Source organism: Streptomyces sp. NEAU-174, assembly GCF_052665095.1.
The window spans coordinates 183,916-201,924 of sequence record NZ_JBQTCE010000011.1; the positions used below are offsets into that span (position 1 = coordinate 183,916).

The window sequence follows — 18,009 nt, forward strand, 5'->3', positions numbered from 1 at the left end:
CAGGGCCGGACGGGTGGCGCCGAAGATGCGGGGCGCACGCCCCGATGCCAGGCTGACCGGTGTGACAGCCCACGCGTTTCACAGCGACTTCGCACTGCGTGTCAACGGTGCCGACCGCCCCCTCACCCTCGACCACCGGGTGACCCTGCTGGACGCCCTCCGCGAACACCTGGCGCTGACCGGGGCCAAGAAGGGGTGCGACCACGGGCAGTGCGGGGCCTGCACCGTCCTGATCGACGGGGAGCGCGTCAACAGCTGCCTGGTGTTCGCCGTGGCCGCCCAGGGCCGGGACATCACCACCATCGAGGGCGTGGCCGCACTCGCCGCCCCCGGGGAACTCCACCCGCTTCAGCGGGCGTTCCTGGACCACGACGGCTTCCAGTGCGGCTACTGCACACCCGGCCAGATCTGCTCCGCCATCGGAGCGCTCACCGAGGCCGCGCGCGGCTGGCCCAGCCATGTCACCGAGGACATGGCGGCCGGGGCCGGCGCGCCGGGTGAGCTGGACGCCGACGAGATCCGGGAGCGGATGAGCGGCAACCTGTGCCGCTGCGGTGCGTACCCCGGCATCGTGGCCGCCATCCGCGAGGTCGCCGGGGCCGACGGCGGCGGGGCGCCGGCCCGCGCAGGCGCGGCGGGAGGGGCGCGATGAAGCCCTTCGGCTACGAGCGCGCCACCGACCCGCAGGCCGCCGCCAGGCTCGTGGCCGACTCCACCGAGGCGGTGTACCTGGCCGGGGGCACCAACCTGGTGGACCTGATGAAGCTCGGGGTGACCGAGCCCGCCCTGCTCGTCGACATCACCCGGCTCCCGTACGACACCGTCGAGCACCGCCCGGACGGCGGTGTGCTCATCGGCGCGCTGGTCCCGGGCAGCCGCCTCGCCGGGGACCCGGGCATCCGCGAGCGGTTCCCGGCGCTGGCCGAGGCGCTGCTGTCGGGGGCCTCCGGGCAGCTGAGGACCGTGGCCACCACCGGTGGCAATCTGCTCCAGCGCACCCGCTGCGTGTACTTCCAGGACGTGACCAAACCCTGCAACAAACGGCGGCCGGAGACCGGATGCTCGGCCGTCCAGGGCCTCCACCGCGACCTGGCCGTGCTCGGCACCTCCGACTTCTGCGTGGCCGGCCACCCCTCGGACATGGCGGTGGCGATGGCCGCGCTCGACGCGGTCGTCCATCTGCGGCGGGTGAACGGCAGCCCCCGCGCGGTGCCGCTGAACGACTTCTATCTGCTGCCCGGCGACACCCCGCACCGCGAGACGGTGCTCCAGCCCGGCGACCTGATCACCGGTGTCGAGCTGCCACCGCCGCCCGAGGGCGCCGCCATGTCCTACCGCAAGGTCCGCGACCGCTGGTCCTACGCCTTCGCGCTGGTGTCGGTGGCCGCCGTCGCCGCCACCGAGGCCGACGGCACACTGCGGGAGATCCGGCTGGGGCTCGGCGGCGTGGGCACCCGCCCCTGGCGCGCCCGCGAGGCCGAGCGGCTGCTGACCGGGCGGCAGCCGACCGAGGAGCGGCTGCGGGAGGCGGCCCGGGCCGAGTTCGCCGCGGCGCGCCCGCTGCCGCGGAACGCGTTCAAGATCGACCTGGCCGTGGACGTCATCACCGCGGCCGTGCGCGACCTCGTGGGAGGGCGGCGGCGATGACCACGCTCCAGCGGTCCGTGGGCGCGGAGGTGACCCGTGTCGAAGGGCGCGAGAAGGTCACCGGTGCGGCGCTCTACGCGTACGAGTACCCGGTGCCGGACGCCCTGTACGCGTGGGCGGTGCAGTCCACCGTTCCGCGCGGCACGGTGCGCGCCGTCGACACCGTCGCGGCGCTGTCCCTGCCGGGCGTGGTCGCCGTGCTCGACAGCCGCAATGTGGCCCGGCTGCGCCCGACCGACACCCCCGAACTCGCCGTTCTCCAGTCCCCCGAGGTGGCCTACCGCGGGCAGATCGTGGCCGCCGTGGTGGCGGACACCTTCGAGACGGCCCGTCAGGCGGCGGCCGCCGTACGGGTCGAGTACGACGTGGACGACCACGACGCCGAGCTGCTGGACGACGATCCGCGCATTTTCGTCCCCGAGACGGTCAACGGCGGCTACCCGGGGCACACGGAGACCGGCGATGTGGAGGCCGCCCTCGCCGCGGCGCCGGTCGTCCTCGACGCCACGTACACCACACCCCCCGAGCACACGGCCACGATGGAACCGCATGCCACCATCGCCGTCTGGGACGGGGACACGCTCACCCTCTACAACGGCGACCAGGCCCCCTGGATGACGGCCGCCAGGGTGGCCGAGCTGTTCGGCCTGCCCGAGGGCGCCGTCCGGATCGTGGCCGACCACACCGGCGGCGGCTTCGGCTCCAAGGCGATTCCCCGCCCGCCCACGGTGCTCGCCGCGCTGGCCGCCCGCGCCGTGGGCCGCCCGGTCAAGGTGGCCGCCACCCGGCAGCAGATGTTCACCATGGTCTCGTACCGCACACCCACCCTCCAGCGCATCCGGCTCGGCGCCGAACGGGACGGCAGGCTCACCGCCATCTGGCACGACGCGCTCCAGCAGAGCTCCACGCTCACCCCGTACTGCGAGCAGACGGTCACCTGCACCCGCGTCATGTACGCCGCGCGCCACCGCCGGACCACCCACCGCCTGGCGCAGCTGGACGTGCCGACGCCCTCGTGGATGCGCGCCCCCGGCGAGGCGCCCGGGATGTTCGCGCTGGAGAGCGCGATGGACGAGCTGGCCGTGGCGCTGGGCATGGACCCCATCGAGCTGCGGGTGGCCAACGAGCCGCCCGTGGACCCCGGGACCGGTCATCCCTTCAGCAGCCGCAATCTGGTGGCCTGTCTGCGGGAGGGCGCGGCGCGCTTCGGCTGGGCGGGCCGCGACCCCGCGCCGGGGGCCCGCCGGGAGGGGCACTGGCTGCTCGGCACCGGAGTGGCGGCGTGCAACTACCCCGCCCTCACCTGGCCCTCCACCGCGACCGCCCGCGCCGAGCCCGGCGGGGGCTTCACCGTACGGATCGCCGCGGCCGACATCGGCACCGGCGCCCGCACCGCGCTGACCCAGGTGGCGGCGGACGAACTCGGTGTGGGGATCGACCGCGTCACCCTCGACATCGGCCGCAGCGCCTACGGCCAGGCGCCGTGGGCGGGTGGCTCGATGGGCCTCAGCTCCTGGGGCTGGGCGGTGTCCAAGGCGTGCCGGGCGCTGACCAAGCGGCTGGACGAGGTCTCCGGCGCGATCCCGCCCGGCGGTCTCGAGGAGCGGGCGGACACCGCCGAGGACGTCGAGGCGCGCCGGGCGTTCTCGCGCCACGCCTACGGCGCCCAGTTCGCGGAGGTGCGGGTGGACGCCGTCACCGGCCAGGTGCGGGTGGACCGGCTGCTGGGGGTGTTCGCCGCCGGACGCGTCATCAACCCACGGACGGCGGGGTCGCAGCTGCGCGGCGGTATGTGCATGGGGCTGTCGATGGCGCTGCACGAAAACCTGGAGACGGACCCGCGGTTCGGCGACTTCGCCAACCACGACCTGGCCACGTATCACATCGCGGCCAACGCGGATGTGCGCGACGTCCAGGCGCACTGGCTCGAGGAGAACGACGACGAGCTCAACCCGATGGGCAGCAAGGGCGTCGGGGAGCTGGGCATCGTCGGCACGGCGGCGGCGATCGCCAACGCGGTGTACCACGCCACGCGGGTGCGGGTCCGGGATCTGCCGATCACGGTGGAGCGGGTGCGCGCGGGGCTGTCCGCGGAGCCGTCCGCTGGGCCCTTCGCCCGCTGAGCGCCCGCCCGGCCCGTCGCGGCTCCCGGGGTGTCCCGCGGTGACGGCGCGGGACACCCGGTCGCGTGGGATCAGCCGTTGTCGGCGGTCCCACCGGCGCCGTCCGCGCCCGCGCCGTCCCCGGCGGCCCCGGAGCCGTCAGCGGCGCCGCCGTCCGCCGCGCCACCGTCGCCGATCTTCGCGCCGACCGCGTCCAGCGCGGTCGTCACCGGCTGGAAGAAGGTCTCACCGCCGGAGGTGCAGTCACCGCTGCCGCCCGAGGTCAGGCCGATGGCCTGGCCGTCCGCGCTGAACAGCGGGCCGCCGCTGTCGCCGGGCTCCGCGCAGACATCGGTCTGGATGAGCCCGCTGACCGTGCCCTCGGGGTAGTTGACCGTCGCGTCGAGACCGGTGACCGAGCCGTCGTTGAGCCCCGTGGTGCTGCCCATGCGCTGCACCTGCTGGCCCACCGTGGCCTCGCCCGCCCCGACGATGTCCACGGTCTGGTCGCCGGTGTTCACCGTGCTGGGCGCCTCGGTGTTGGCGTCGTCGTACGTGACCAGCGCGAAGTCCCCGTCACCGGGGAAGGTGGCGTCCTGCACGGTGCCGATCGCCGCACCGTTCTGCGAGTCCGACCACTGCTCGGCGGCGACGCCGCAGTGACCTGCGGTGAGGAACGCCGGGGCACCGCTGTCCGTGGTGACGTTGAAGCCGAGCGAGCAGCGCGCACCGCCGCCGAAGATGGCGTCGCCGCCCGCGACGAAGGGCTTGAACTCGCCCGCGGACTTCTTCAGGGTGGCCATGCCGTCGCCCAGCGACTTCACGGTGGACTCGAGCGTGTCCCACTTCGCCCCGGTGACCGTGGAGTCCGCGGTGACCCGCAGCTCATTGGTCTTGGGGTCCACCGACCAGGAGGTGCCCGGGATGGTCGCCTTGGTCTTGAGCGTCTTCGCGGCGGTCTGGAGCGCCTTGGTGCTGTTGTCGACCTTTCTGGCCACCGCCCCGGCGCTCTTGACCTGGACGTTCACATTGTTGTTGTCGCCCACGACATTGACGATGACCTGCTGCTTGTCCTTGTCGTAGTAGGCCCCGCCGAACGCCTCGCCCAGCTGCGAGGCGAGCTCCGCGGCGATGTCCGCCGCCGACGCGGCGTCCACCTTCTTGGGCTGGGCCGCCTCGGCCTTGTCGTCCTGTGAGGCGTTGGCGTTGGGCAGGATGATCGCGGCTGCCGCCACCGCGGCGGCCCCGGCCCCCGCGAACACGATCTTTCGCTTGGGTACCCGTTTATGGCTCAACTCATGACCTCCTGTTGGGGGGTTACGGGATCCGCTCATCCGTGACGAGCACGACCCGGCAGTGGATACGGGCGGGGCACGAGTTGTGTTCAGAGAGATTTAGGAGATCTTTACGGGGCCGTCGCCGGCAGCCCGGTCCCCGGCGGCCCGTGTGGGGTGACCGGCCGGGCGATCAGCTCACGCCACTCGGGCGCCCGATGGCAGGCGGCCGTGCGGCCCCGGCCCATCGGGGCGGGTGCGGGCGCGGTGCGGCAGGCGTCGGTGACGAACGGGCAGCGGTGGGCGAAGACACACCCCTCCCGAGCCGTCAGGACGGGCGGTCCGGCCGCCGGGCGCAGCGCCGCCGCGCCCGCCCCGCCCTCGGCCCGTACCCTCGGCGCGGAGGCGATGAGCAGCGCGGTGTACGGATGCAGGGGCCGGCCGAACACCTCCCGTACGGGCCCCTGTTCCACCACCCGGCCGCGGTAGAGCACCGCGACCCGGTCGGCGATGCCCGCCAGTGAGCTGAGGTCGTGCGAGATGACCACGACGGCCATCCCGCGCTCGGTGCGCAGCCGGTCGAGCAGCCGCAGCACCCGGTTGCGGTTGGAGGCGTCCAGGGCGCTCACCGGCTCATCGGCGATCAGCAGCCGGGGCCGGGTGGCGATCGCCCGCGCGAGCAGCACCCGCTGGCGCTGACCGCCCGAGATCGCGCCCGGCAGCCGATCGCCGAGGCGCGCCGCGTCCAGGCCCACGGTCTCCAGCGCCTCGTCCACGCGGGCGGCGATGTCGGTGTCGCCGAGGTCCCCCGCCACGGCGAGCGGCTCGGCCACGGCCCGCCGGACCGTCAGCTCCGGGTCCAGCGCCCGCAGCGGATCCTGGAAGGCGTAACTCAGCCGCCCCGAACGGCGGAACGCGCGCAGCGCCCGCCCCCGCAGCCCGGAGATCTCACGCCCGTCGAAGACCACCCGCCCCGAGCGCGGAGCGACCAGCCCCACGGCCGTACGCGCCAGTGTGGTCTTGCCCGAACCGGTCTCCCCGATGACCCCGACGATCTCCCCCTCGCCCACGGACAGCTCCACCCCGTCGAGCACCGGCCGCGCGCCCCGCCGGCCGAAGGCCACGGTCAGCCCGGAGAGCTCCAGCAGCCCGCTCATACCGCCACCTCCCGGGTGCCGTGCGCACCGGCCCGCGACAGATCGAGCTCCTCACCGCGGACACACCGCACCCGCCGCCCGTCGGCCGTCTCCCGCAGCGGCACCGGGCCACTGAGGCACTCGGGCGCGGCGAACGCGCAGCGGTCGGCGAACCGGCAGCCCGGCAGCCGCGCGCCCACCTCGGGCGGCGCGCCGGGGATCACCTCCAGCTCGCGCCGCTCCCAGTCGCCGACCGTGGCCACGCGCAACAGCGCCTCGGTGTACGGATGCAGGGGATCGTTCAGCACCCGTTCGGCCGGGCCGTCCTCGACCAGCTCCCCGGCGTAGGCCACCAGGACGCGGTCGCACACCTCGGCGATCACCGCCAGGTCATGGCTGACCAGCAGCAGCGCCAGGTCGTGCTCGGCGCGCATCCGGGCCAGCAGCTCCAGGACCTCGGCCTGGACCACCACATCCAGCGCGGTGGTCGCCTCGTCGGCCACCAGCAGATCCGGTGCGCAGGCCACCGCCACGGCGATCAGCACACGCTGGAGCATTCCGCCGGACAGCTCGTGCGGATGGCGGCGGGCCACCTCGGCGGGGTCGGGCAGCCCGACGGCGGCGAACAGCTCGACGGCCCGCGCATCGGCACGCGTCCGGTCAAGGCCCAGCTTCACCCGCAACACCTCGGTCAGCTGGCGCCCCACGGTGAGCGAGGGGTTGAGATACGAGGCGGGGTCCTGGAAGACGGCGCCCACCCGGATGCCGCGTACGCGGTCCCACTCCCGGCGGGACAGCCCGGTCAGCGCCTCACCGGCCAGCGTGATCTCGCCCTCGGACACCGCACAGCCCGGCGGCAGCAGCCCGAGCACCGACCGGCAGATGAGGGTCTTGCCGCTGCCGGACTCGCCGACCAGGCCGACGGCCTCACCGCGGCCCACGGTGAACGACACATCGCGTACGGCCGTCAGCCGCCCGGACGAGACGGTGACGCCGAGCCCCTGGACCGACAGCGCGGCGGACGGGTCAGTGGGCGTGGCGGGGTCAGACGGGGAGTGCGGCATCGGCCCGCTCCTTGGTGGTGTCGGAGGTGTCGGTGCGGGAGCCGGTGGCCGGGTCCGGAGCGCCGCCGGGCAGCAACTCCTCGGCCCCGGCGTCCCGTACGGCGTCGGCCAGCAGATTGAGCGCACCGGCGGTGATGACGATCAGCGCGGCCGGGAACACCGGCGCCCAGATCTGCTGGGTGAGGAAGCCCAGATCGGTGGCGAGCATGCCGCCCCAGGTGGCGGCGGGCGGCTGCACACCGACCCCGAGGAAGGTGAGCGAGGAGACCACCAGCAGACAGGTGGCCAGCGCGTGGGCGGCCGTGACGATGACCGTCGGCAGGACCTTGCTCCAGATATGGGTGCGCAGCACCCGCCCCACCGAGGCGCCGAACAGCTCGGCCGACTCCACGTACTGGGCGTGCCGCAGGCTCAAACCGGCGGCGCGGGTCATCCGGAAGAACAGCGGGGCGTAGAGCACCCCGAGCGCCAGCATGGCCTGGTGCATCCCGTTGCCCAGCGCGCCCACCACCGCGATGGCGAACACGGTGAACGGCAGCGTCATCAGCGCGTCGACGGCGCGCTGCGCGAGCCACTCGCCCACCCGCCCCATCCACAGCGAGGCCAGCCCGGTCGGCACCCCCACCGCCATCGCGGCGGCCACCGCCTCCACGGCGCCCGCCACCGAGCGGCCACTGCCCTCCAGCAGCCGGCTGAGCACATCGCGGCCCAGGTAGTCGGTGCCGAGAAGGTGGCCGGGGCCGGGCCCGCGCAGCATGTTCCGGGGGTTCTGGGCCAGCGGGTCATGGGGCGCGAGCCAGCCGCCGAACACCGCGAGCAGCGCGATGGCCAGCAGCACCAGCAGCGCCACCTTGGCGGAGGCCGGCCGCCACGCCTGTCGCAACGTCCTCATCGGCGCGTCACCTCCCGGCGCCGGGCGGCCGGATTCAGCGCGAGCAGCGCCGCGTTGACGGCCACATTGACCACCAGGACCACCGCGATGGTCACCAGCAGCGTCCCCTGGATCACCGGAATGTCGTGCTGTTCCGCCGACTGGAGAGTGAGCTGGGCGAGCCCGGGCAGCGCGAAGATCTGCTGGGTGACCACCGCCCCGCCGAGCAGCATCGGCACGCTCATCCCGAGCGCAGTGAGCGCGGGTCCCGCGGCGTTGCGCAGGGCGTGGCCGAACACCACCCGCCGGGCGGGCAGTCCGCGCATCACCGCGCCCGTCACATAGTTCTCCCGCAACGTCCCCACCAGCGAGGTGCGCAGCTGACGGGCGATGGCGGCCGCGGCCTCCAAGCTCAGCGCGAACGCGGGCATCACGGTGTACCGCAGCCACTGCGCGGGGTCCATGTCCAGGGGCACATAGCCACCGGACGGCAGCCACCCCAGCTTCAGCGAGAACACCGTGACCAGCGCGATGGCCACGACGAAACCGGGCAGGGTGCCGAGCAGCGCGCACAGCGCGGTGACGGCGCGGTCCAGCCGTCCGCCCGCCCTGAGCGCGGCGGCGACACCGGCGGCCCCGCCCAGCACCACGGCGATCAGCAGCGCGAGCCCGGCGATGGACAGATCCACCGGAATGGCCTGCCGGATGCTCGTCGCCACCGGGACCGTGGTGAACCACGAGCGGCCCAGATCGCCGGTGAAGGCGTGCCCGAGCCAGGACACGTACTGCTCCCACAGCGGCCGGTCGAGGCCGAACTGATGGTTCATCCGGGCGATGTCGGCGGGCGTCGCCGTCTCGCCGAGCACGGCCGCCGCCGGGTTGGCCCCGGAGAGCGCGCCCAGACCGAAGGTCAGCGCGGACGACAGCAGGAACACCGTGCCCGCCGTGGCGAGCACCCGGCCGAGCGAGCGCGGCAGCCGGGCCGGGCGTACGGCCTTGCCTCGCGTACGCGCGAGGTGTGCGGTGAGCGCGGTCATCCGGCCGTCACCCCCTCGAACCGCTGCACCACGGGGAGCGAGGGGATGGCGGACACGGAGGACGTACGGGCGAGGGCGCGCGGCACGGTGTACAGGAACACGTTCGGCATCGTGCGCACCGCCACCGCGGTGGCCGCCCGCAGCACCTCCGGATAGCGCGGCGACTCCAGCGGGGTGCGGCGCACCGCGGCCACGGCCGCGTCCAGTTCGGGCGTGGTACGGCGGGAGGGGTTCATCAGCCCCTCCGCGCCGAAGAGCACCTGCATCGCCTGCACCGGTGACTCCCGCCCGGCGAACTGGTCGAGGTACAGGGCCCGGGAGTGCTGGACGTACACCACCTGCGACGCCCGCGCCTCGGGGATGACCTCGATCCGGGCCCGGAACCCGACCCGGTTCAGCTGCGCCTGCAACTGCTCGGGCGCGCCCTGCGGCTGGGCGGTGGTGATGGTCACCTGGACGCCGTCGTGATACCCGGCCTCCTTCAGCAGTGCGCGCGCCCGCTCCGGGTCGTGCCGGTACACCGCGCCGAGCGACGGGTCGAAGCCCGTATAGCCGGGCGGGAAGGGCTGGTGGTCCACCTCGCCATGGCCGAACTGCTCGCTGTCCAGCAGGGCTTGGCGGTCCACGGCGTACTTCAGGGCCTTGAGGACGGCGGGGTCGTCGAAGGGCTTCATGGCGGTGTTCACATCCAGGACGCGCACCACCATCGACGGAATGAGCTGCACCGTGAAACCGGCCTCACGCGCCGCCTCGACCTGGCTGAACGGGATCTGGGCGACATTGAGCCGCCCGGACTGGAGCGCGGCGAGCGCGGTGGTCTCATCGGGCTTGGGAAACGCCTCGAAGCGCTCGACGGCGATGTGATCCGCGTTCCAGTATCCGGGGTCGCGGCGCAGGCTCGCCATGGAGTTCTGGGTGTACGACACCAGCCGGAACGGGCCGTGGCCGACCGGCCTGGTGGCCAGCCGCGCCTCGTCCTTCCCGAACGCGGTGGGGCTGACCACCATGCCGGTCTTCCCGGCCAGCAGCGCGGGCAACTGGTAGTCGGCCTCGGTGAGTTCGAGGACCACGGTGTGCGGGTCGGGCGCCCGTACCGTGTCGATGGTGGTCAGCTGGGAGGCGATCAGGGACTTGGGGTGGTTCTTGCCGCGTTCGAGGCTCTTCCTGACGGCCTCGGCGTTCACCGGTGTGCCGTCGGAGAACCGCAGCCCCCGGCGGAGGGCGAAGGTGAGCCGCCGGCCGTCGTGGGAGTAGCGCCAGGAGGAGGCGAGCGCGGGCTTGGCGCCGCCCTCGGCGTCGAGTTGGGTCAGCCCGGAGTAGACGAGCGACAGCAGATGGACGTCCCAGCCCTTGGAGGAGAACACCGGGTCCCAGGTGGAGGGCAGATCCCAGCCCCAGCGCAGGGTCTCGCCCCCGCCGCCCGCGCCGGTGGTCGCCACCCCGCCGCAGGCGGCCAGCAGCAGGGAGCCACCCGCCCCCAGGGCCAGCCCGAGCACGGAGCGCCGGTCCGGAGCGGGGCCCGGTGTGCGGACCTGAGCGGGGCCCGGTGGCGGATCGGGCGGACGGCGGACGGGAGGTGGCGGGGCGGCGGGAGTCATGGCTGGACGTCGCCTTTCGTGGTGTCAACTACCCCCGGACGGCGCGGATTTACGGCCGGTACAGGGCCGCATACGTCAGCGAGGGCACGATTGAAAACGAGGGGGACGAGCGACACGAGGCGCTCGGGACACGGCGGATCGTCGCGGATCGCGGGATCGCGGGATCGCGGATCGCGGAACGGGAAGCGGGCGATCAGCGACAGATGGCGCTGGCGGTGCGCCCGAAGTCCACGTATCGGCACACCACACCGGGGTGCGTCGTCAGCATGTGCCCATGGTGAGGGGCGAGGACCGGCGAAGTCAATGGACACCTTCTGGTGTCTCATTCGCCAAGATGGCTACGACCAGCGGCTTTTCGACGCTGCGGCAGGGATGAGTGCCGGATGGGTGGCCGCCTCGTCCGGGTGCAGCCACAGCGGCCCGCCCGCCGTATCGACCCGTACGGCCGCGGGCGGGGGAGTGGTTCCGCCCGTCAGCAGGGACAGATCGGGCCCGGTCAGGCTGCGGTACGCCGCCAGGGCCTCCTCGGGGCCGATCGGGGCCGCCTCCCAGAGCTGACGGGGAGCCACCGTGCGCAGGGCCGCCAGGTACTCGGGCACGCTCCGCCACCCCGGCGCGGCCACGCGCCCGCCGGGGCCGGAGAACACCAGCGTGGGCAGTGCGTAGCGCACCCCGTCGTCGGTTTCCTTCACGCCCGTGCCATGCGGCCCCGGGACGTGGAAGGCATGCGCTTCCGGGATGGGGTCACGGGCCTCGGCGTGGTCCCGCCGGACGGCCGCCACCACCTCCGGATCGTCCATCTCCGCGCCCAGCCGCACCGTATCGACACCGTCGAGGCCGGCCAGGGCGTCGAGCACGCGCTCCGCCGTATCGGCCGGGGTGCCCAGCACGAACGTGGTCTCGCGCAGCCGCCGCAGCACCCGCTCCGCGGCCGTCGCGCCCTGCCGCTCGGCCGCCTTCGCGGCGAGCGAGGCCGGCCGGCTGGTGGCCGCCACCCAGCGCAGCCGGTGGGCGTGGGGCGCCCGCGTATGGCGGGCGATATCGGCGATGTAGCGGCCGTACCAGGCGGTCTCGGCGGCCGGATCGGGTGCCGGGTCGTCGTCCTCGTCGAAGAGGATGCCGAACACCCGGCGCCAGCGGGCCCGCCCCGCGGTGACCGCCCGCAGCAGGCGGAACGCGGGCTCGGAGCCCCACGCCCACGGGCAGGCCGGATCGGTGTACTCCACGATTTCGACGGCCCCGTCGCCGTCCGGCTCGGCGCTCCGGGGGCGGTCCGGGCGTACGGACGTCATGCGGCCAGCCGCTCGCGCACCAGATCGCTCAGCGCGGTGGAGGTCAGCACCTGGCGCACATGGTCCTCCATCCCGCGCCACACCCCGGGCAGCCCGGCCGCCGGGCCGCGGTAGCCGAGGTCGTCAAGACGCTCGCCGCGCAGTGTCAGGAACGCCCCGTCCACCGCGAGCACGATGTCCGCGAGTGTGGTCTCGGCGGGGTCGCGGGCGAGCCAGTAGCCACCCTCGCAGCCGCGCTGGCTGCGCACCAGACCGGCCTGGCGCAGATCGCGGAAGACCGCCTTGAGGAACCGGAAGGGGATGTCCTGGGAGGTCGCTATCGCCTCGCAGGTGAGCGGCCTGCCGGTGTCCGCGGCCAGCTCCGCCAGCGCCCGGACCGCGTAGTCCGCCTTCGCCGAGATCTGCATACGGCCATTATGCAGTGTGGATTTCATGGTGTTGTGCCTGGTGAGGGAAAGGACACCTGTTGACATCCATTACCGGTGCTTTCTACGGTCGGTGGCATGACGACGCCCGGCGGCGACCCCGCGCAGCAGCACGACGCGTTCCATCCGCATCTGAACGCCACCGCCCCCGACGGTTCCTTGCGGTCGCGGCTGCACCACATCCGCACCGAGGACGTCGACCCCGGCACCGCCCAGACCGAGGGCATGCGGCGGTTCGCCGCGATCAGCGGCCAGTCGGTGGGGTCCGAGCGGCTCTGGATGGGCCAGACCCATGTGGCGCCGGACACCGCCTCCGCCAACCACCACCACGGCGAGTCCGAGACGGCCATCTTCGTGGTGCGGGGCCACCCCGAGTTCGTCTTCGCCGAGGAGCGGGACGGGCGCGTCGAGGAGATCCGGCTGCGCACCCGGCCGGGTGACTACATCTTCGTACCGCCCTATGTGCCGCACCGGGAGGAGAACCCGGACCCCGACGACGAGGCGGTGGTGGTCATCGCCCGCAGCACCCAGGAGGCCATTGTGGTGAACCTGCCGGAGCTGTATGTGCTGGAGCGCGGGGAGTAACCGGCCGCGCGCCCGGATGGCCGCATTTGACCGGCCTGTCGTGCATCCGCCCGGCGCTCCTGGGTAATCGCCTCTGCTGTGCCCCCTCCATCGACGCATCGACGAAAGGAGAGGCATCGTGAGCGACGACCGGCGACCGGAGGAACGCGAGGAGCGGGGCGGAATCCCCAGGGACCTCCCCGACCAGCAGGCGCAGGACGGGCCCGACCACCTGGACGTGGCGGGCGACGGCCATGAGCCGGACGATGTGGACGACATCCCGGAGACGGACGAGTCCGGCACCGGACGGCGGGGGAAGCCGCAGACCGGGAGCGTGCACCCCGAGCAGCCCGTCCCGGACGAGCCCTCGGGGTGAACGCCCCGGCGGCGACGGGGGCGGGTCAGGTACCGGCGGGGCGGGCGCGGACATGGATGCGCTCGCCCTGCGCCCCGAACAGGGAGAGGAACTCCACCGGCTGGTCCCCGGCGTTGGCGAAGCCATGGGGGGTGCGGGTGTCGAATTCGGCGGCCTCGCCGGCCGCGAGCACCAGGTCGTGCTCGCCCAGCGCCAGCCGCAGCCGCCCGGAGAGCACATAGAGCCACTCATAGCCCTCGTGCACCCGCTGCTCCAGCGGTTCGTCGCTGCTGCCCTGCGGCCGGGGCGGCATGATCTGCTTGTACGCGTGCAGCCCGCCCAGATAGCGGGTCAGCGGAACGAACGTCTGGCCGTGCCGGGTGAACGGCCGTGGATGGACCCGCGGATCCCCGGTGGCCGGCGCCCCCACCAGCTCGTCCAGCTGCACTCCGTACGCCTTGGCCAGCGGCAGCAGCAGCTCCAGGGTCGGCTTGCGCTGCCCCGACTCCAGCCGCGACAGGGTGCTCAGCGAGATGCCCGTCGTCTCGCTGAGCTGGGCGAGGGTGGTGCCACGGGTGCGCCGCAGCGCCCGCAGCCGGGGTCCTACGGCGGTCAGCACCTCGGTGAGGTCTTCGTCAGCCATACCTTCATTTGCCACCCCGGCAAAGAAGTTTGTCAAGTGGCCACGGCCGGACGCACTCTCTTGACCCGACGAAGGGAGCACATCCGCTATGACCACCAAGCCCGACATCCCGCCCGGCACCACGCACGGGGAGTTCTGGGACACCTTCTACAGCGCCGAGGACCGCGTCTGGAGCGGCAGGCCCAACGCCGCCCTGGTGCGCGAGGCCACCGGGCTGACCCCCGGCCGCGCACTGGACCTGGGCTGCGGCGAGGGCGCCGACGCCATCTGGCTCGCCCGGCAGGGCTGGCGGGTCACCGCCGTCGACGTCTCCCAGGTGGCCCTGGACCGCGGCGCGGGACACGCGGCATCGGAAGGGGTCGGCGACCGCGTCGAATGGCAGCGGCACGACCTGTCCGTGTCCTTCCCAGCCGGCACCTTCGACTTGGTCTCCACCTACTTCCTGCACTCCTGGCTCGAGCTGCCCCGGGAGCGGATCCTGCGCGGCGCCGCGGGCGCCGTCGCACCGGGCGGAGTGCTGCTGATCACCGGACACGCCGGATTCCCGTCCTGGGTGGCGGACCCCGATCCGGACTTCCACTTCCCCACCCCCGAGGAGGTGCTCGCCGGTCTCGACCTCGCGGAGGGGGAGTGGGAGGTCCTCGTCAGCGAGGTGCACGAGGAGAAGATGACCGACCCCGAAGGCAAGCCGGCCACCCGCGTCGACAACACCGTGAAGGTCCGCCGCCGCTGACGGCGATTCCCGGCCGCTGACGGGGATTCCCCTACCGCCGGCGAGGACGAGGAAGCGCCTCGCCGCCCTCAGGAAGCGGCTGACGAACCGGTGCGCCGGAACGCCCAGTCCATGCGTGGCTCCACCAGAGCGCGCAGGACCCGTCGCACCGGTTCCGTGCACAATACGGTGATCATGAGCACCGCGGCCGCCGTGACGGTGAGCTCCCCGAGCGGGGTGTGCAGCCACGGATGGTCGTACCAGTCCCAGAAGCGGGACGACTTGATGATGAAGCCGTGCAGCAGATAGCCGTACAGCGTCCCGGAGCCGAGCGTGGTGAACCAGGTCCTGCGCCCCGGCACCCAGGCCAGGAAGCAGGCCGTCAGCACCAGCGCCAGGCCGAAGAGGGCGGGTGTGGTGAGCAGACCGGCCCAGGGCGGTACGCCGTCCAGCTTGGCGACGCTCTTGCGGTGGTAGAACCACTCGGCGTCCATCCAGGGCGCCACCGCGTACGCCGTGCACAGGGCGAAGGCCGCCACCGGAAGGGCGACCAGCCGGGCCCGCCGGGTGCGCAGCCGGGTGAAGTGGTCCGGGCGCAGGGTGAGCCCGACCACGAAGAACGGGAGGAACGCCAGCACCCGCTGGAGACCGAGATCCCCGCCCGCCTCCGGAGAGATCGAGGCCAGCGCGGCCACCGCCAGCGCGACCGGCACCGGATGGCGCAGCGCGAGCCACAGCGGGGTGGTGACCCGCCAGATGAACAGCGCGGCCAGGAACCACATCACATACCAGGGGTCGAGCAGGCTGATGGGATAGCCCGGATCGTCCTGCGCCCAGCGGTAGAAGAGCGTGTACGCCACCTCGAAGACCAGGTACGGCACCACGACGCCCGTGAGCAGCCGCTTCACCCGCCCCGGCGCCATGTCGAAACTCCGCGAGAAGTAGCCCGATATGAGGGCGAACGCGGGCATGTGGAACGCGTACACCGTCAGGTAGATCGCGGTGGCGGCCCGGCTGCCGTAGGTGAGCGGCTCCCATGCGTGGCCGCACGCCACCAGCACGATGGTGAGGTACTTCGCGTTGTCGAAGTACGGGTCGCGCGTCCGGCCTCTGGACGCGCCGCCATCGCGCGGCCGTGGCACGGCCGGTGGTGCGGTCACACGGGCGGCGGTCTCCTGCTGCACAGATTCTCCCGGACACCTTCGATCGAGCCGACAGTCGAATCCTGGTCGTCTGCCCCGCTCTGCTCCTCCCATGCGGCCAGGACTCGGATCCCAGTACGTGCGGCCCGGCCGTGGCGTTCACCGGCGGGCGGCACGTTCCGGGGATCCCCCGACTGGCCTCGGCCCTCCTCCTCAGGACACGGGGAGCCGGCTGAGCGAGGTGAGCTCGGCGTGTGCGGACGCGAACAGCAGGGCCACGGCCAGCGCGCCCGGGTCGGGGACGCCGCGCGAATGGTCGCCGGTGTAGCTGGCGCGCCCGCGGCGGGCGCGCAGATCGGTGGTGGAGCGGGCGCCCCGGTGGGCCGCCACCGCGGCCACATGGAGCGCGTGCGCGGGGTCGGCGGTGGGGTCGCACGAGGCGAGGGCCCGAGCGGCGGGGACGAGGGCGTCCACCATCGTCTTGTCGCCCACCTCCGCCTCGCCGACCCGTTGGATCGCGGCGGCGCCCGCGGCGGTGCCGAGGGCCAGCGCCGCGGTGCCTGGCGGGTCGGCGGCCATCCCCAGCGCGTCGGCGAGCTCCTGGAAGAGCAGTCCGAACAGGGGGCCGCTGGTGCCGCCCACGTCGTCGAGGAAGACCCGCGCGGCGGCGTCCAGCGGTGCGTCCGGGCCCCTCCGCTCCCGCTCGCCGTTCCCCGCGCCCGCCGCCAGGGCGTCCAGCGCGCGGCGGACACCGTCCATCCCGGTGACCAGATTGGCGCCGAAGTCCCCGTCGCCCGCCTTCTGGTCGAGCGCGGTGAGCTCGGGCTCGACGGAGCGTACGGTGGCGGCGAACCGTGTCATCCAGTCCATGACGGCGGTGTGGCTGAGGCCCTTGGGGCCGGGCTGTTCGGGCATGGGCGGGGCAACTCCTCGGGGCGGTGGCGGGGTCACACGGGCAGGCGGATCACAGGGGCCAGGCGGGGGTGCGGGCGGGGGCGTCCCACAGCCGCAGCGCCTCCGCGTCGGTGGCGAACAGGGTCAGCGAGAAGCCCCGCATGTCCAGGGCGCTCACGAAGGTGCCGGTCAGGGACCGGTCGAGGCCGACACCGCGGTCGTCCAGGGCCTTGGCGACCGCGTGGCGGATGCCGTACAGCTCCAGCGAGGTGATCGAGCCCAGCCCGTTGACCAGGGCGAGCACCCGTGCCCCGGCGCCGTCCGGCAGCGCGGCCAGCAGCTGGTCGGTCATGGTCTCGACCAGCTTGCCGAGCGGTGCGTGCGGGGTGGTCCCCTCGGCCCGCTCCCCGTGGATGCCGACCCCGAACTCCAGGACGTTGTCGGGCAGGGTGAAGGCCGGTGTCCCGGACTGGGGCGTGGTGTGGGCGGCCGCGGCGACGGCGAGGCTGCGGGCCCGCCGGGTCACATCGGTGCCGAGCGCGACCAGGTCCTCCAGCCCGCGCCCCTCGTCGGCGGCGGCGCCGAGGATCTTCTCGACGATCAGGGTGGCGCCGGTGCCGCGGCGGCCGACCGCGATGTCGTCCGAGTCGGTGGCGAGGTCGTCGTCGATGAGGACCCGGGCGCAGCGGATGCCCTCGTGGGCGAGGCGCTCGGCGGCGATGCCGAAGTTGATGCGGTCCCCGGTGTAGTTCTTGACGATGTGCAGCACCCCGTCGGCCCGGGCGACGGCCCGGCTGGCCTCGAAGATCTGCCGGTTGTGGGGCGAGGCGAAGATCCGGCCGGGGCAGGCGGCGTCCAGCATCCCCGTGCCGAGGAAGCCGGAGTGCAGCGGTTCATGGCCGGACCCGCCGCCCGAGACCAGCCCGACGCGGCGGGCGGGCGCGATGTGGCGGGTGTGGAAGTACCCGTGGTCCGGGTTGTAGGCGACGAGGTCGGCATGGGCGGCGGCGAAGCCCGCGAGCGCGTCGGGAACGAGAGACTCGGGCGAGTCGCGGAAGTACTGGGGCATGATCTCGGCTCCCTGGGCGAGTGGGGCGGACGGGTGGGCTCGGCGGTCGAGCGCCGTCTCGGCGGTACGAGGGCTCAGGCACAGATAGTCGCCGCGACCCGGCGGCAGGGTGCTCAGGCTGGACAGCAGCGGGACTCCAACGGCCTACTGGCATACGCCGGTCGGGTACTGAGGGGGGTGGCCG

General features: G+C 73.4%; 18 protein-coding genes. 6 read left to right on the forward strand and 12 right to left on the reverse strand.

Annotation, left to right across the window (positions count from 1 at the left end; all coding sequences use genetic code 11):
- Positions 1-25 precede the first annotated feature (25 nt).
- From ACT2CW_RS29665 to ACT2CW_RS29675, 3 genes are read left to right on the forward strand one after another with little or no spacing between them, the layout of a single operon-like run.
- Complete coding sequence (locus tag ACT2CW_RS29665; protein WP_445518836.1) at positions 26-652, forward strand: 2Fe-2S iron-sulfur cluster-binding protein; 627 nt, start codon at positions 26-28, stop codon at positions 650-652.
- Positions 649-1,647: an FAD binding domain-containing protein gene (locus ACT2CW_RS29670; RefSeq protein ID WP_445518837.1), complete on the forward strand. Its 999-nt coding sequence runs from the start codon at positions 649-651 to the stop codon at positions 1,645-1,647. The genes ACT2CW_RS29665 and ACT2CW_RS29670 overlap by 4 nt, the downstream gene beginning before the upstream one ends.
- Positions 1,644-3,770, forward strand: a complete 2,127-nt coding sequence (locus tag ACT2CW_RS29675; RefSeq protein WP_445518838.1) for a xanthine dehydrogenase family protein molybdopterin-binding subunit — start codon at positions 1,644-1,646, stop codon at positions 3,768-3,770. The genes ACT2CW_RS29670 and ACT2CW_RS29675 overlap by 4 nt, the downstream gene beginning before the upstream one ends.
- A gap of 71 nt (positions 3,771-3,841) precedes the next feature.
- Here ACT2CW_RS29675 and ACT2CW_RS29680 read toward each other — a convergent pair whose 3' ends face one another.
- The 8 genes from ACT2CW_RS29680 to ACT2CW_RS29715 form a co-directional block, all read right to left on the reverse strand.
- Complete coding sequence (locus ACT2CW_RS29680; RefSeq protein WP_445518839.1) at positions 3,842-5,044, reverse strand: S1 family peptidase; 1,203 nt, start codon at positions 5,042-5,044, stop codon at positions 3,842-3,844.
- Between the two features lie 110 nt (positions 5,045-5,154).
- A complete protein-coding gene (locus ACT2CW_RS29685; protein WP_445518840.1) occupies positions 5,155-6,180 on the reverse strand; it encodes an ABC transporter ATP-binding protein in 1,026 nt (341 codons plus the stop codon).
- A complete protein-coding gene (locus ACT2CW_RS29690) occupies positions 6,177-7,223 on the reverse strand; it encodes an ABC transporter ATP-binding protein (protein ID WP_445518841.1) in 1,047 nt (348 codons plus the stop codon). Before ACT2CW_RS29690 ends, ACT2CW_RS29685 begins: the two co-directional genes overlap by 4 nt.
- Entirely contained in the window at positions 7,204-8,115 is a 912-nt protein-coding gene (locus ACT2CW_RS29695) for an ABC transporter permease (RefSeq protein ID WP_182472712.1), read from the reverse strand. Before ACT2CW_RS29695 ends, ACT2CW_RS29690 begins: the two co-directional genes overlap by 20 nt.
- Positions 8,112-9,131 (reverse strand): ABC transporter permease, encoded by a 1,020-nt coding sequence (locus ACT2CW_RS29700; protein ID WP_330806732.1) that lies wholly within the window; start codon positions 9,129-9,131, stop codon positions 8,112-8,114. The genes ACT2CW_RS29695 and ACT2CW_RS29700 overlap by 4 nt, the downstream gene beginning before the upstream one ends.
- Positions 9,128-10,729 (reverse strand): ABC transporter substrate-binding protein, encoded by a 1,602-nt coding sequence (locus ACT2CW_RS29705; protein ID WP_164423553.1) that lies wholly within the window; start codon positions 10,727-10,729, stop codon positions 9,128-9,130. Before ACT2CW_RS29705 ends, ACT2CW_RS29700 begins: the two co-directional genes overlap by 4 nt.
- A 338-nt stretch (positions 10,730-11,067) precedes the next feature.
- Positions 11,068-12,021, reverse strand: coding sequence for a DsbA family oxidoreductase (locus ACT2CW_RS29710; protein WP_445518842.1), 954 nt, complete (start codon positions 12,019-12,021; stop codon positions 11,068-11,070).
- Complete coding sequence (locus tag ACT2CW_RS29715) at positions 12,018-12,428, reverse strand: RrF2 family transcriptional regulator (RefSeq protein ID WP_037959306.1); 411 nt, start codon at positions 12,426-12,428, stop codon at positions 12,018-12,020. Before ACT2CW_RS29715 ends, ACT2CW_RS29710 begins: the two co-directional genes overlap by 4 nt.
- Positions 12,429-12,524: 96 nt before the next feature.
- Between ACT2CW_RS29715 and ACT2CW_RS29720 the strand changes: the two genes are divergently transcribed.
- Both ACT2CW_RS29720 and ACT2CW_RS29725 read left to right on the forward strand, forming a co-directional pair.
- Positions 12,525-13,031 (forward strand): cupin domain-containing protein, encoded by a 507-nt coding sequence (locus ACT2CW_RS29720; protein WP_414081938.1) that lies wholly within the window; start codon positions 12,525-12,527, stop codon positions 13,029-13,031.
- A gap of 118 nt (positions 13,032-13,149) precedes the next feature.
- Complete coding sequence (locus ACT2CW_RS29725; protein ID WP_037959301.1) at positions 13,150-13,386, forward strand: hypothetical protein; 237 nt, start codon at positions 13,150-13,152, stop codon at positions 13,384-13,386.
- Between the two features lie 25 nt (positions 13,387-13,411).
- On the opposite strand, the gene ACT2CW_RS29730 is transcribed toward ACT2CW_RS29725, so the two are convergent.
- Positions 13,412-14,008, reverse strand: coding sequence for a helix-turn-helix domain-containing protein (locus ACT2CW_RS29730; protein ID WP_445518843.1), 597 nt, complete (start codon positions 14,006-14,008; stop codon positions 13,412-13,414).
- An 88-nt stretch (positions 14,009-14,096) separates the two neighbouring features.
- On the opposite strand from ACT2CW_RS29730, the gene ACT2CW_RS29735 reads away from it, so the two are divergent.
- The gene (locus tag ACT2CW_RS29735; RefSeq protein ID WP_445518844.1) at positions 14,097-14,741 is read left to right on the forward strand and encodes a class I SAM-dependent methyltransferase; all 645 of its coding nucleotides are present in this window, start codon (positions 14,097-14,099) and stop codon (positions 14,739-14,741) included.
- A gap of 68 nt (positions 14,742-14,809) precedes the next feature.
- On the opposite strand, the gene ACT2CW_RS29740 is transcribed toward ACT2CW_RS29735, so the two are convergent.
- The 3 genes from ACT2CW_RS29740 to ACT2CW_RS29750 all read right to left on the reverse strand — a co-directional run bounded on the left by ACT2CW_RS29740 (position 14,810) and on the right by ACT2CW_RS29750 (position 17,825).
- On the reverse strand, positions 14,810-15,904 hold the full coding sequence (locus tag ACT2CW_RS29740) for an acyltransferase family protein (RefSeq protein WP_164423560.1): 1,095 nt from the start codon (positions 15,902-15,904) through the stop codon (positions 14,810-14,812).
- Positions 15,905-16,075: 171 nt separating this feature from the next.
- On the reverse strand, positions 16,076-16,777 hold the full coding sequence (locus tag ACT2CW_RS29745; RefSeq protein WP_445518845.1) for a DAK2 domain-containing protein: 702 nt from the start codon (positions 16,775-16,777) through the stop codon (positions 16,076-16,078).
- 49 nt (positions 16,778-16,826) lie between these two features.
- Complete coding sequence (locus tag ACT2CW_RS29750) at positions 16,827-17,825, reverse strand: dihydroxyacetone kinase subunit DhaK (protein WP_164423564.1); 999 nt, start codon at positions 17,823-17,825, stop codon at positions 16,827-16,829.
- Between the last annotated feature and the right edge of the window lie 184 nt (positions 17,826-18,009).